The following is a 13,492-nucleotide window of genomic DNA, read 5'->3' on the forward strand; positions in this document are numbered from 1 at the left end:
GGTCGGCGGCGTCCGTCGCCCCGCGGCTACAGTCCAGCGCGATGCAGACTGGTGGCGATCGTCCCGGCCCCACGCCGTCGGAGGACCCGGAGGCGGGGCCCGCGGACACGACCGACGGCGGCGCCTCCCCGGGAGCCGCGTCATCCGGCGCCTCCCCGGCGTCGTCCGGCGCGTCCCCCGCGTCGTCCGACGGCTCCCCCGCGACATCCGACGGCTCCCCCGCGACGCCCGGCGCCTCCCCCGCGGCCCCCGACGGCGCGGACCGCGAGACCGCGCCCGCCGGCCCGAAGGCGCCCACCCGCCGCGTCGCGGGCGGCCGCTCCGCGCTCCCCTGGCTGATCGCGCTGGCCGTCGTCGTCCTCGCCGGCCTGGCGCTGCGCCTGTGGGGCATCCGCTGGGGCCTGCCCTACGCCTACAACCTCGACGAGCGCTCGCACTTCGTCCCCCGGGCGGTGGCGTTCTTCCAGGAGAACTCCCTCGACCCGGACTACCAGCTGAACCCGTCGGGCCTCATCGAGTGGTTCGCGGCGGTCCTGTGGGTCCTCAAGGGTGGGAGCGACGGGGTCGTCCGCGCCTGGAACACCGACCCGGAGTCCGTGTGGGCCATCGCGCGGATCTCGGCCGCGGTGCTGTCGACCGCCGCGATCGCGCTGCTCTACGCCGCCGGCGCGCGGCTCTTCGACCGCCGCGTCGGCCTGGTCGCCGCCGCGATCCTCGCGTTCGCGTTCCTGCCCACCCACTACGGGCACCTCGCGCTGAACGACGGGCCCTCGCTGGCGCCGACCGCCCTGGCGCTGTGGGCGATCGCGGGCGTGGTGCGGTTCGGCCGACGCCGCGACTACCTCATCGCGGGCGCCGCGATCGGCGTCGCGTTCGGGCTGAAGTACAACGCCGCGTTCGTCGGCCTGCCCCTGCTCACCGCCGCCGCGATCCACGCGCTCGGCTGGCGGCCCGCCACGCTGCGGGCCCGCGACGTCGACGTGACCGCGGACGACCGCCGCGAGCGCGCCTCCGCCACCACGCGCCTGGTCGGCGCGGCCGAGTCCGGCGGCACGTCCGCCAAGCCGCGGCGCGTCCCGCACGTCGGCGCCGCCGTCGGCGGGCTCGTGCTCGCCGCGATCGCCGGGTTCGTCTGCTTCTTCGTCCTCGATCCCTACGCCGTGCTGCGGCCGGGCTTCTTCCTGGACGAGGTCGAGCACCTCTCGGACTACACGAAGGGCGGTCTGCTGCTCGGCGAGACGCAGCGCTCGGGCTACCGCTACTACGCCTGGACGCTGCTCTGGGGCTTCGGCGTCCTGCCCCTCGTGCTGGCCGTCGTCGGCGGGGTCCGCGGCGTGCTCCGCGACCGCTGGCAGGCGCTGCTGCTGATCCCCGCCCCGCTGATCTTCTTCGCCTACGTCGGTGCCCAGGGCCGCTACTTCGCCCGCTACGGCATGCCGGTGTACCCCCTCCTGGCGATCCTGGCCGCCGCCGGCGCCGTGTGGCTCGGGACCTGGCTGCTGAACCGGGCAGGAACCCGCGGCGGCCGGGTGCGGGTGGCGCTCGGGACCGTCGGCGTCCTCGTCGTGCTCGCCCAGGGCCTCGTGCTCGTCGTCCACAACGACGTCGTCCTCACCCGCGAGGACACCCGCACCACCGCCCGCAAGTGGATGGTGGAGAACATCCCCGCCCGCACGACGATCGTGGTCGAGCCCGTCGTGCCGCGCGAGTGGTACGCCGACGCCGCCGTCCTGCAGAGCAAGTACTCCCGCGCCGGCTACCGCTGGGAGCGCCTGACCCGCACGGGCGACGACAAGCGCGCGCTGATCAAGAAGCACCCCGAGCTGGCGAGCAAGATCCGCCGCGCCGCCGACTTCGCCAACCACGGCTTCACGCTCTTCCCCGGGATGCTCGACTTCTACCGCGAGAAGGGCGCCTGCTGGATCGTCTCCGGCTCGCTCCAATCCGGCCGCGTGATGAACAACCCGAGGCGCGTGCCCGAGGCCGTCAAGTACTACCGCGCCCTCGAGCAGCAGTCCGACCTGCGCTTCGAGATCGACCCCTTCGACGGGCCCGAGGCGAAGCACTACTTCCAGTACGACATGGCCTTCAACTTCGGCCAGCTCCGCTACGAGCGCCCCGGCCCGTCCATGCGGGTCTACCGCCTGCGGGACTGCACGCCGAGGGTGGTCCCGGAGCAGTCGTAAGGCGTCAGGGGCGGCGCGCTCGGCGACGCCGCCCGCGGCCCGCTCGGCACCGGCCCGGTCGCCGCGGCCGGCCCGGGCTCGTCCGCGCGGGCCGGGCGCGACGCGCGGCCTCAGTGGATGTAGACCGACCCGAGGAACAGCGCGACCCACGCCAGGCCGATGAGGCGCAGGCCGGGGTCGCGGATGACGAGCTCCTCCGGGGCGCCGCCACGGCCCTGGTCGACGAGCAGCGCGTAGCGCATGATGCCCATGACGAAGGGCACGATCGACAGGCCCCACCACGGGATGTCGCTCGTCTTGGGGTGCTCGAACGCCCACAGGCAGTAGGTCAGGACGGTCACGGACGCGGCCATCGTCACCACGAAGCGCAGGTACTCCACCGTGTACTGGGTGAGCGCCTTGCGGGTCCCCCCGCCCTCGCCGACCTGCAGCAGCTCGCCGTGGCGCTTGCCGGCGACCATGAACAGCGAGCCGAAGCACGTGACGGCGAGGAACCACTCCGACAGCTCGATGTCGACCGCCACGCCGCCCGAGACCGCGCGGACCACGAACCCGGTGGCCACGACCACGATGTCGACGATCGCCGTGTGCTTCAGGCGGAACGTGTAGGCGATCGTCAGCGCCTTGTAGGCCGTGAGCAGCAGCCCCAGCTGCCACGAGATCGCGTAGGCGAGCCCGAGGCCGGCCGCGAGCAGCACGACGACCGCGGCCAGCGCGATCGGGACGGGCACGGCGCCGGAGGCGATCGGCCGGTGGCGCTTCGTCGGGTGGTTGCGGTCCGCGGCGACGTCGCCCGCGTCGTTGAGCACGTACGTCGCGCTCGAGACGAGGCAGAACGCCACGAAGGTCAGGAGGGCGTCGCGGACGACCCCGCCGTCGCTGAGGCCCGCGCCGGCCGCCGGGGCCGCGAAGACCAGGACGTTCTTGATCCACTGCTTCGGCCGCGCGGTGCGGACGAGCCCGCGGGCGACGGAGCCGGCGGTCCGCACCGGCGGGTCGGCGGGCGGCCCCGGATCGGAGGCAGCGGAGTCGGGCGTCGCGCCCGGGCCGGGCGCCGCGGCGGCCCCGGGCACGGGCACGTCGCTCAGGGACCCTGGTGCTTCGCCGGACACGCCGGTCAGTCTGCCCGATCCGGCCCGCGACCGCCCCGGCCGACGGTCCTCGGCCGCCCCGGCCGACGGCCCGAGACCGCCCTGGACGACGGCCCGCACCCGTCCCCGACGACGGTCCCCGACCGCCCCGGCCGACGGCCCGCGGTCCCCCCGATCGACGGCCCACGACCGCCCTGGACGACGGCCCACGCCACCCCCGCCCGGCGGCCGTCGGGTCTTCGTCGTACGCTCTCCCCGCCCCATGAGCACCCCCGCCGACACGCAGAGCCCCGACCGCACGAAGTTCCAGCAGTGGCTGGTGGACCTGCCGCTGACGCCGAACGCGATCTCGATCGCCGGCCTGATCGGCAACATCATCGCCGCGGTCCTCGTGTGGCAGGAGCACTACGTCCTGGCGGGCGTGGCGTTCATCCTCGGCTCCGTGATGGACACCCTCGACGGCCGCTACTCGCGGATGTCGGGCAAGGGCACCCGCTTCGGCGCGTTCCTCGACTCCACGCTGGACCGCATGGAGGAGGGCATCGTCCTCGCCGCCATCGTCATGGTCTTCGCGAAGCACGCCGACGACGTCAACGCCGGCATCGCCGCCCTGGCCGCCGTCTTCTCGCTGCTCGTCTCCTACACCCGCGCCCGCGCCGAGGGCCTGGGCCTGGACGGCAAGGCCGGCATCGGCAGCCGCGCCGTCCGCGTCGTGATCCTCTCGATCGGCCTCGTCCTCGGAGGGAACGAGCTCATCGACGGCCTCGACCTGCTCCCCGCCTCGATCTGGCTCCTCGCGGGCCTGGGCATCTTCACGACGCTGCAGCGCATGTGGCACGTGCGCCAGCAGCTGAACACGCCCGGCCAGGGCTGAGCGCCCGCGGGCCGGGTCCGGCTACCCGGGGTTGTAACCGGCTCGTCCGAGCGGGGTTCATGGCTCTAGCCTCCCGCCGGCGGGACGGCCGACCCGGCAACGATCGCCCTGCGGCGGTCCGCTCTCGGGGCCCGAGCCGCCGGCTTCCCCGAGACCTAGGACTTCGAGAATCACCGTGAGCACGAGCACCACAAACGGGACCGCTGCGGCCCAGAACGACACCGGCCGCTACCAGCGCGACAAGGTGCGCGTCGCGATCATCGGCGTCGGCAACTGCGCCAACTCCTTCGTCCAGGGCGTCGAGTTCTACAAGAACGCCAAGGGCGACGAGGCCGTTCCGGGTCTCATGCACGTCGACCTCGGCGGCTACCACGTCTCCGACATCGAGTTCACCGCCGCCTTCGACATCAACGAGACGAAGGTCGGCAAGGACCTGTCCGAGGCCATCTGGGCCTTTCCGAACGACACGATCAAGTTCGCGGACGTCCCCCACCAGGACGTGCCCGTCTACCGCGGCACCACGAACGACGGCCTCGGCAAGTACCTGAAGCAGAAGGTCACCGAGGCCGACGGCGAGCCCGCCGACATGGTGCAGATCCTCAAGGACACGAAGACCGACGTCGTCGTCTCGTACCTGCCCGTCGGGTCCGAGATCGCCACGCGGCACTACGTCGAGCAGGTCCTCGAGGCCGGCTGTGGCTTCGTGAACTGCATCCCCGTCTTCATCGCTCGCGAGGAGTACTGGGACAAGCGCTTCCAGGAGAAGGGCCTGCCGATCATCGGCGACGACATCAAGTCGCAGGTCGGCGCCACGATCGTCCACCGCGCGCTGGCCCGCCTCTTCCACGAGCGCGGCGTGAAGCTGCAGAACACGTCGCAGCTCAACGTCGGCGGCAACATGGACTTCTTCAACATGCTCGAGCGCGAGCGCCTCGAGTCGAAGAAGATCTCCAAGACGAACGCCGTGACCTCGGTCGCCGGCATCGAGATCCCCGCGGACCAGGTCCACGTCGGCCCGTCGGACTACGTGCCGTGGCTGACGGACCGCAAGTGGGCGCACATCCGCCTCGAGGGCAAGGCCTTCGGCGAGGTCCCGCTCAACCTGGAGCTCAAGCTCGAGGTCTGGGACTCCCCGAACTCCGCCGGCGTCATCATCGACGCCGCCCGCCTGATCAAGCTCGGCCTGAACAACGGCGTCGCGGGCCAGCTCGACGGCCCGTCGTCCTACCTCATGAAGTCGCCGCAGAACCAGCGCCCGGACGACATTGCCCGGAACGACACGGAGCAGTTCATCGCCGACAACCACCGCAACGGTGGCGGCGCGCAGGCCCCGAAGGTTCCCGCCGGCGAGACCGCGGAGTCCGCCGCCACGGCCTAGTCACTCACCCGGTCGGCCGTCCCGCGGGACGGTCGACCGCACGCCCCGCGCGCCCGTCGGGTGGCGCGGGACCCGGACGGCCCGGGGCGCCTTCGCGCCCCGGGCCGTCGTGCGTCGTGGGGCTACTTGCCGCCGACGTAGTGGAGGTACAGGCCGCCGCCGGTGCAGCTGAAGGCGAGGTAGTTGTAGCGGGTGCTCACGCCGACGTCGGAGACGTCACCCGTCGGGCACTGACCCTGCGGGATGGCGTAGCCGCCCTTCTTGCCCGAGTCGAGCACCTGCACGATGAGGCAGGCGAACGTGCCGTTGCCGAAGGCGGTGGCGCTGCCGCCGCCGTTGATCGACGTCGGCGTGTCCGCGCGGCCCAGGCGCTTCTCGCCCTTCGCCGACCTCGTGGCGATGATCCCGTACTTGTAGGCGTTGCCGCCGCGGGTGTAGGACACCGCGCGCACCGCGCCCTGCTGCGGGCCGCCGTTCGGGAAGCCGCCGTCGGCCTGGGGGTCCTGGCCCGAGACGATCTTCTTCCGCTTGCCCTTCTCGGTGATCGTGTAGATGACGCCGTTCTGGCCGTACGCCGCCTGCTTGCCGTTCAGCGTGGTCGTCGGCGAGCTCATGCCGCCACCGGCCGCGAGCCGCTTGCCCGCGCCGCTGCCCTTGACGATGTAGATGCCCGTCGTCGTCGTGACGTAGAAGACCTTCGAGTCGCCCGAGATGCCGACGCCCGTGGCCTCGCCCGGGACCTTCAGGCGCTTGATGCCGCCCCCCGCGGAGCCCGCGACGTACGCGCTCACGCCGCCCGGGTTGCCCCCGGGAAGGTTGGTCGCCTTGGACAGGAACGCCATCTTGGCCGGGCCGGCCGCGCGGTCGCCGCGCGCCGTGAAGCCGGAGAGCGACGGCGCGAAGGAGTCACCGTTGGCCGGGCCACCCTGTCCCTGCGAGACGAGGGTCGTGGCGCCCTTCAGCCACGGCGCGCCCTCGTTGCCCGCCTTGCCGGTGCGGCTCGTCACGTAGACGTTGCGCACGCCGGGCTGGATCGCGCCGGGCGCGACGTTCTCGCCCGTGGAGACGAACGCGAGACGCTTGTTCGTGCGGCCGTCGAGCGAGAACTCGGGCTCGGTCACCTGGCCGTCGGGAACGATCGTCTGCTGCTTGGCGCCGTACTTGTTGAAGTAGTTCGGGTTGTTGTAGCTCGACGCGCAGGAGCCGGAGTTGACCCGTGGAGTGGCCTGGTTGTCCGGCTCCGCGGCCGTCGAGGACGCCGCCGAGACGCCCAGGGCGCCGACCGTCGCCACGACGCCCAGGGACGCCGCCGTCTTCGTCAGGGAGCGGTGTACACCGCGCGTCTTGATGTTCATGACGCCAAGGTAGCGGCATCCCGCCACGGCAGGACCCGGTTCTCCACCAATAGGGGACGGACGTCGTCCCCCGATCGGATGACCCGGCCGCAACCGGGTCGCGGCGTCCCGGAACGGGGCACGCCTCGCGCGCCGCGGCCACGGAACGCCCCGGGCACTGGCCTATGCTCCCGGGGTGTCCGTCATCGAGTCGCTGGCGATCGCCCAGGTCACGCCGTACCCGCTCGAGGCGGAGCATCCGGTGACCGCGCACGTGCTGCGCCTGGCGGACGAGCTGGCCGCCCACGGGCACCGGATCGTCGTCCTCGCCGCCTCGCGCGACCACGTCCGCGTGGCCGAGACGCGCCGCCTGCTGCAGGCGGACGCCGCCGGCCTCGTGCCGGCTCCGGGCGCGCCGCCCGTGGTGCTGGCCGTCGGCGAGGCGTGGGTCGGCGGCCTCGGCATCCCCGGCGTCGACCGCGCGCCGACGCTCGCCGTCGACGCGGCCCGCACCGTCGAGGACGCGCTGAGCGGGATGCCGCTGGACCTCGTGCACGTGCACGAGCCGTTCGGCCCCTCGGTGTCGACCGCCGCGCTGCGCCACAGCCGCACGCTGAACATCGGCACCTTCCACCTGCCCGCTGAGCGGTTCATCGCGGGCATGGGCGTCGGCAGCGGCGGCGGGGTGGGCGGCAGCGACATGCTGCGCAAGCGCTCCGAGCGGCTGCTGGGCCGCCTCGACGACCGCCTGGCCACGAGCTCGGCCACCGCGGCCCTCGTCGCCCGCTCCTTCCCCATCGGCCGCGGCTACGCGCCCCGGGTCCCGCCGCCGCCGGGCGCCACGCGCGCCGGCGCGCGCGACGCCGAGGCCCCCGCTGCCGACGCCGCGACGGCCACCGACCCCGCCGCGACCCCGGCGACGGACGCCGTCCCCACCGCCGCCACGACCCCCGAGGTCGACGCCACCGAGGCGCCCTCCCCCGCGCCCGTCCACCTCGTCCTCCCGCTCGACGAGGAGCGTCCCGCCCGTCGGCTGACGCTGCGGGCCGTGCGGCGGCTCGACCTGGCGCTGCCGTGGCGGGCGACGATCGTCGTGCCCGACCACGAGACGATCGCGCCGGGCCCGGGGACGAGCAGCCTGACGCCGGAGCAGCGGGCGCGGGTGACGTTCGCCCCCGCCGGGCCGCTGCCGGAGGACGCCGACGTGGTCGTGCTCGCGTCGAGCGGCACGCGGCCCGCCCCGCACCTGCTGGTCGAGGCGCTCGAGCTCGGGGCGGTGCCCGTCGCCAGCCGGATCGACGTGCACGACGAGCTGACGGAGGGCGGCCGTCGCGGGCCGCTGTTCGAGCCGGGCGACGTGGACGTGCTCGTCGCGCAGCTCGAGCGGCTGATCGCGCGGCCGGAGGAGCTCGCGGCCCTGCGGGCGACGGAGCGGGAGGACCCGGCCGTCGCGGAGGACTGGGACGACTACGCGGGCTGGGTGCTCGACCGCTACACCGGCCTGCGCGCCCGCCGGCACGACCCCGACCGGTTCGACCCGGCGGTGATCGCCCGGCTGCGCGAGCGGCCGCTGATCGACGTCGACCTGCACATGCACACGGACCACAGCGGCGACTGCGCCACGCCCGTCGAGGTGCTGCTGGACGCCGCCCGCAAGCAGGGCCTCGGGGCGATCGCGGTCACGGACCACAACGAGGTCTCCGGCGCGCACGAGGCCGCCGCGAAGGCCGCGGAGTACGGCGTGAAGATCATCATCGGCGAGGAGGTCAAGACCGCCGACCAGGGCGAGGTCATCGGCCTGTTCATCGAGGAGAAGATCCCCAAGGGCGTGACGCTGCAGGAGGCGATCGCCGACATCCGCCGCCAGGGCGGGCTCGTCTACGTGCCGCACCCGTTCGACCGGATGCACTCCGTGCCCGACTACGAGCACATGCTCGACATCGTCGACGACATCGACGCGGTCGAGGTCTTCAACCCACGCGTGGCGATCGGGGCCTTCAACGAGGAGGCCGCGCGGTTCGCCCACAAGTACCGGATGGTCGCGGGCGCCGGCTCCGACAGCCACGTGGCGCAGGGCCTCGGCTCCGTGCGGCTGCGGATGCACGACTTCGACGGCCCGGAGGAGTTCCTGGCCTCGCTCTCCCGCGCCGAGATCTCCACGAAGTCGGGCACGCTCGTCTACGTGCAGGCGCTGAAGTTCCTCGAGACCGTCGCCGTGCCGGCCCCGGCGCGCAAGCTCGTGCGCGAGCGCCGCGTGCGCCGGGCGACCCGCGGCTGACGTCCCCGGGTCGGGCACCGACCGCCTGCGCCCCGGAGGCCGCCGACCGCCCCGCCCGCGGCGCCGACGGCCTGCGGCCGACGCGACGGCCCGCCACCGCGGGCCCCCGCCGTATCCTGGGCCGGGTGCGGCGGCGACTTCCCCCGCCGTGGGCGCTGACCGCGCTCCTGGCGCTCCTGTACGTCGCGACCGCGCCGCCGACGACCGACCTCGCCGCGCAGGAGCACCGGATCCAGGTCGCCCGCGACGGGGTCTGGCTCTTCGACCTCTCATGGTTCGGCGGCCATCACCTGCCGGGCTACAGCGTGCTGATGCCGCTGCTCGGGCTCGTCCTGGGCGCGACCCTCATCGGCGCCGGCGCGGCCGTCGTCGCGTCCTGGGCGTTCGCCCGCCTCGCCGGGGCGGCGTGGCCCGGCCGCGGCGGCACCGTGGCGGCGTGGTGGTTCGCCGCGGGCGTCGGCGGACTGCTGTTCACGGGGCGGATCACGTTCGTGCTGGGGACGGCGGTCGCGCTGCTGACGCTCGTGGCGGTGCGACCGTCCGCCGTGCGGCCCGCCGGCGACCGCGGCGACGCCCCGGAGGCGGCCTCCGCCGGCCGCGCCCCGGTGCCGGCCTCTGCCCCGGTACCGCCCTCGGCCGGCCTCTCCCCCCGGCGCGTCGCCGCGGGCGCGGTCGGCGCCGTCCTCACGGCCCTGGCGTCGCCGGTGGCCGCGCTCTTCCTCGCGCTGGTCGCGGGCGCGTGGTGGTTGGGCGGCGTGGCGGCACCCGACCGGCGCACCGACCCCGTCGCGCTCGTGACCGCCGGCGCCGCGTTCGCGGCCGCCCTCGCGCTCGCGCTCGGGTTCCCGACGGGCGGCTCGGAGCCGTTCGTCGCCTCGGCCCTGTGGCCCGGCGTCGCGGTCCTCGCCCTGGCCCTGGTGGCGCTGCCCCGCGACGCCCGGACGCTGCGCATCGGCGTCGCGCTGTACCTCGTCGCCGTCCTGCTCTCCGGGCTGCTCGCAACCCCCATGGGCGGCAACGCGACCCGGCTGGCCGCGCTCGCCGGCGGACCGCTGCTCGCCGGCGCGCTCTGGGGGCGGCGGCCCGTCGCGCTCGCCCTCCTGGCGCTCCCGCTCCTCTACTGGCAGTGGTATCCGCCGGTGCGCGACGCCACGCAGGCGTGGGGCGACCCGAGCGCCGGCGTGGCGTACTGGGCGCCGGCCCGTGCGGCGCTCGACGCCCGGCTGGCCCGGGAGCCCGGACGGGTCGAGGTCCCGCCGACCGCCCGTCGCGGCGAGGCGCGGTGGCTGCCGCCGGAGATCCCGATCGCCCGCGGGTGGATCCGGCAGCTCGACCGCGACCGCAACGCGCGCTTCTACGCCGACCTGCGCCCGGACGGCCCGCCGCTCTCCCCCGCCGAGTACCGGCGGTGGCTCGACGACCACGCCGTCGCGTGGGTCGCCCTGCCCGACGCCCCGACCGACGAGGCCTCGCGCGACGAGGTGGCGCTCCTGCGCGCCGGGCGCGTCCCCGGTCTGCAGCGCGCGTGGTCGAACGCGCACTGGACCCTGTGGCGGGTGGAGGGCGCGCGGCCCCTGGCGACGTGGGTCGGGACGGGGAGCGGCGCGGGGGACACGGACGGCCCGCGCCCCGCGGACGACGGCCCGGCGCCGCAGACGGGCACTCCGGCGGCCCCCGCTTCGCCGGACGCCACCCCGCGTCCCGCGTCTCGCCCGGGCCGCGCCAGGCCGCGGAACAGCCCGGACCCCCGGGTCGTCCGGCTCACCGCCGGCGAAGCCGTCGTCGCCGTTCCCCGCGCCGGGCTCGTCGACCTGCGGGTGCGCTGGAGCCCGTTCCTGCGCGCGAGCACGACGGCGCCCGGCGCGCGGGCGTGCGTGGCGCGGGGATCCGGAGGGTGGGCACGGATCCGAACCGATGCACCCGGTACCGTTTCGGTGGGTACCGGTCCCTCGGTGCCCTGGCGAGCGCCCTCGCGGTCGGACTGCACCCCGTAGTCCTCCCGGTGGAGACGGTCGCCCCGACCGATCGTCCCCCCGATGCCCGTCGCCCTGACCCGCCCCCGCCGCTTCCTCCCCAACGGGATCGTCGATGCGCTCGTGCAGCTCGTCGTCGTCGCCGTGGCCTACGTGCTCTACCAGAGCACCCGCGGGGCGGTGGGCGACCAGATCGGTGCGAGCCAGGCGTTCGCCAACGCCGACTGGATCGTCTCGACGGAGCAGGCGCTGCACCTGGACATGGAGGCGGGGGTCCAGTCCTTCGCCCAGAGCGTGCCGGGCCTGATGGACCTGTCGAGCCTGATGTACGTCAACGCCCAGTTCTCCGTGACGTTCGGGGCGATGATCTACATCTACATCCGGCACAACCAGGCGTTCGGGTTCGTGCGCAACATGTTCCTCGGCGCGTGGGTGCTCGCCCTCGTGGGGTACATCGCGATGCCGACGGCGCCGCCGCGGCTCGTCCCGGGCCTGGGCATCCACGACGCGGTCGCCGAGCTCACGAACGTGGATCCGTCCGACCAGAACTCCAACGTCGGCAAGCTCTACAACCCGTACGCGGCGGTCCCGTCGATGCACGTCGGGTTCGCGCTCATGATCGGCGTCCCGCTCGCGCGGCTGTCGAAGCGTCGGGTCAGCCGGGTGCTGTGGGCGCTCTACCCGCTGCTCGTGCTGTTCGTCGTGATGGCGACGGGCAACCACTTCTTCCTCGACGGCGTCTTCGGCGCGCTCGCCGTCGCGATCTCGGCCCTCGTCGCGCGGCGGCTCGGCATGCTGCGGCCGCACGCGTGGCAGTTCTCGAGGCGGGCCGTGCCCGAGGGCGCGGCCTCCTAGAACCCGCGCGCGAGGGGGTGTCCGCCGTGCAGTCCGGAACTCCTCCCCGCGAGCGCGTGCAGCATGACTTGCTGCATCCGGCAACGGGGGCTGCACTCGCGAGGACGCGGGACACCGTGGGTCAATCCAAGCGGCGATGCCCGTGACCGACGACGAGATCCACGAGAAGTACCTCGAGCGTGCGATCCGTGAGATCAACGCTCTCAACCACGACGTGCAGGACGCGCGTCCCGACGGGGAGACCGTGTCCGTCATCGGCTCGGGGCACCCCCAGGCGGACGTCATGCTCCTCAAGCACCACCCCTCACGGGAGGAGCTCGACGAGGGGGTCGCGTTCTACGGCCGTACCGGCCAGGCGCTCCTGAAGAGCTTCGGCCGCCTCGGGATCGACCCGTCGACCGTCTACGGCACGGTCTGCGTGAAGTGGCCCGCCGAGGACGCCGACGCCGCCCCCGCCCACCGCGGCGGCGCGGAGTTCGTGCTCGACGAGATCGCCATCGTGCAACCACGGATCATCGTGGTGATGGGTTCCGACGCGGTCGAGGTCCTCAACGGCCTGGGCGTGCCGCTCGCGGAGCACGTCCGCGACACGCCCGGTGTCGTCCAACGCTTCACGCCCGCCTGCCAGGTGCTCGTGACGCCCCCGCTCGACGGCGCGCTCGACGAGCTGGGCGCGAAGCAGGCGTTCTGGACCGCGTTCCGGGAGCTCGGCGCGTGGCACGACGCGCTGCCGCCGTACTAGCCCGCACCTCCCCGGCCCGGCTGCGTGCCGTCGCCGGGGTCCTGCTCGCACTCGGGGTCCTGACGGTGCTGGCGCGGAGCCTCCCCGAGCTGCAGCCGCCCGCGCGGGCGTCGCTCGTCGCGGCCGTCCCGCCGCTCGCGCTGCTCGGCGCGCTGACCTACGCGCTCGGACCGCTCGTGCGGTCCCCCGTCGGCCTCGGCGTCCTGGCCGGCGTCGGCCTGGTGCTGACCGCCGCCGCCGCGGCCGCCGGCGCCCACGGCACGGGCACGGTGCCGGAGGCCCTGCTGGGCATCGCGCTCGGCCTCGTGTTCGCCCGGGTCTTCGACCTCGGCGCGTTCGTCCTCGGCCTGCCCGTCGTCGTCGGGGTGGTCGACGCGTGGACGACGCTGGCGAGCGGGGCGGCCCGGTCGTGGCCGCAGCCGCTCTCCGGCGGCGACCCGCTGCTGCTCGAGCTGCCCTCGTGGAGCGCCGAGACCGCCGCGGGCCAGGTGACGATCGCCACCGTCCTCTTCCTGGCCGCGCTCCAGGGTTACGCCGTGCGGGAGCGCCTGCGTCCCGCCGGCGCCGCGCTCGGCATGACGGCCGGCCTGCTGCTCGCCTACCTGCTCGAGTGGCGCACGGACCGGGCCATGCCCGCCACGGCGTTCGTCGCGGCGGGATTCCTGCTCGCCGAGCTCGACGCCCTGCCGCGGTGGTGGCGCGCCGGCGGACTCGAGGGGCGCGGGGCCGGGCGCCGCGACGGGTGAGGCGGGCGACCGCGCCCACCGCCGCGCCCAGGCGC

The 13,492-nt window shown here is 74.5% G+C and carries 10 protein-coding genes; 8 read left to right on the plus strand and 2 right to left on the minus strand.

All coding sequences use genetic code 11. The features are described 5' to 3' along the window. Positions 1-41 precede the first annotated feature (41 nt). The gene (locus F593_RS0102245) at positions 42-2,186 is read left to right on the plus strand and encodes a glycosyltransferase family 39 protein (protein ID WP_022927135.1); all 2,145 of its coding nucleotides are present in this window, start codon (positions 42-44) and stop codon (positions 2,184-2,186) included. A gap of 110 nt (positions 2,187-2,296) precedes the next feature. Here the strand turns inward: F593_RS0102245 and F593_RS21800 are convergent, their stop codons facing one another. Then, positions 2,297-3,298 carry a decaprenyl-phosphate phosphoribosyltransferase gene (locus F593_RS21800; protein ID WP_245540764.1) on the minus strand — a complete coding sequence of 334 codons (1,002 nt, stop codon included), beginning with the start codon at positions 3,296-3,298 and terminating at the stop codon, positions 2,297-2,299. A gap of 241 nt (positions 3,299-3,539) precedes the next feature. Between F593_RS21800 and F593_RS0102255 the strand changes: the two genes are divergently transcribed. Continuing rightward, positions 3,540-4,151: a CDP-alcohol phosphatidyltransferase family protein gene (locus F593_RS0102255; RefSeq protein WP_022927137.1), complete on the plus strand. Its 612-nt coding sequence runs from the start codon at positions 3,540-3,542 to the stop codon at positions 4,149-4,151. A gap of 244 nt (positions 4,152-4,395) precedes the next feature. Next, positions 4,396-5,529 (plus strand): inositol-3-phosphate synthase, encoded by a 1,134-nt coding sequence (locus F593_RS21805; protein WP_033205613.1) that lies wholly within the window; start codon positions 4,396-4,398, stop codon positions 5,527-5,529. Positions 5,530-5,651: 122 nt separating this feature from the next. Here the strand turns inward: F593_RS21805 and F593_RS0102265 are convergent, their stop codons facing one another. Beyond that, positions 5,652-6,884, minus strand: a complete 1,233-nt coding sequence (locus F593_RS0102265; protein WP_022927139.1) for a hypothetical protein — start codon at positions 6,882-6,884, stop codon at positions 5,652-5,654. A gap of 175 nt (positions 6,885-7,059) precedes the next feature. Between F593_RS0102265 and F593_RS27650 the strand changes: the two genes are divergently transcribed. The 5 genes from F593_RS27650 (at position 7,060) to F593_RS0102290 (ending at position 13,457) form a co-directional block, all read left to right on the plus strand. Continuing rightward, positions 7,060-9,141, plus strand: a complete 2,082-nt coding sequence (locus tag F593_RS27650; RefSeq protein WP_022927140.1) for a PHP domain-containing protein — start codon at positions 7,060-7,062, stop codon at positions 9,139-9,141. A 125-nt stretch (positions 9,142-9,266) separates the two neighbouring features. Beyond that, positions 9,267-11,135 carry a hypothetical protein gene (locus F593_RS27655; protein ID WP_022927141.1) on the plus strand — a complete coding sequence of 623 codons (1,869 nt, stop codon included), beginning with the start codon at positions 9,267-9,269 and terminating at the stop codon, positions 11,133-11,135. Positions 11,136-11,177: 42 nt separating this feature from the next. Further along, a complete protein-coding gene (locus F593_RS0102280) occupies positions 11,178-11,969 on the plus strand; it encodes a phosphatase PAP2 family protein (protein ID WP_022927142.1) in 792 nt (263 codons plus the stop codon). Between the two features lie 136 nt (positions 11,970-12,105). After that, a complete protein-coding gene (locus F593_RS0102285; protein WP_022927143.1) occupies positions 12,106-12,711 on the plus strand; it encodes a uracil-DNA glycosylase family protein in 606 nt (201 codons plus the stop codon). Then, the gene (locus F593_RS0102290; protein WP_022927144.1) at positions 12,684-13,457 is read left to right on the plus strand and encodes a hypothetical protein; all 774 of its coding nucleotides are present in this window, start codon (positions 12,684-12,686) and stop codon (positions 13,455-13,457) included. The genes F593_RS0102285 and F593_RS0102290 overlap by 28 nt, the downstream gene beginning before the upstream one ends. The last annotated feature ends 35 nt before the right edge of the window (positions 13,458-13,492 follow it).

Source organism: Patulibacter americanus DSM 16676 (assembly GCF_000420025.1).
Taxonomy (GTDB): Bacteria; Actinomycetota; Thermoleophilia; order Solirubrobacterales; family Solirubrobacteraceae; genus Patulibacter; species Patulibacter americanus.

What these genes read in the sequence shown, in the direction of transcription:
- F593_RS0102245 (WP_022927135.1), top strand. Translation starts at nt 42, where the DNA reads ATGCAGACTGGTGGCGATCGTCCCGGCCCCACGCCGTCGGAGGACCCG.
- F593_RS0102255 (WP_022927137.1), top strand. Translation starts at nt 3,540, where the DNA reads ATGAGCACCCCCGCCGACACGCAGAGCCCCGACCGCACGAAGTTCCAG.
- F593_RS0102265 (WP_022927139.1), bottom strand. Translation starts at nt 6,884, where the DNA reads ATGAACATCAAGACGCGCGGTGTACACCGCTCCCTGACGAAGACGGCG.
- F593_RS0102280 (WP_022927142.1), top strand. Translation starts at nt 11,178, where the DNA reads ATGCCCGTCGCCCTGACCCGCCCCCGCCGCTTCCTCCCCAACGGGATC.
- F593_RS0102285 (WP_022927143.1), top strand. Translation starts at nt 12,106, where the DNA reads ATGCCCGTGACCGACGACGAGATCCACGAGAAGTACCTCGAGCGTGCG.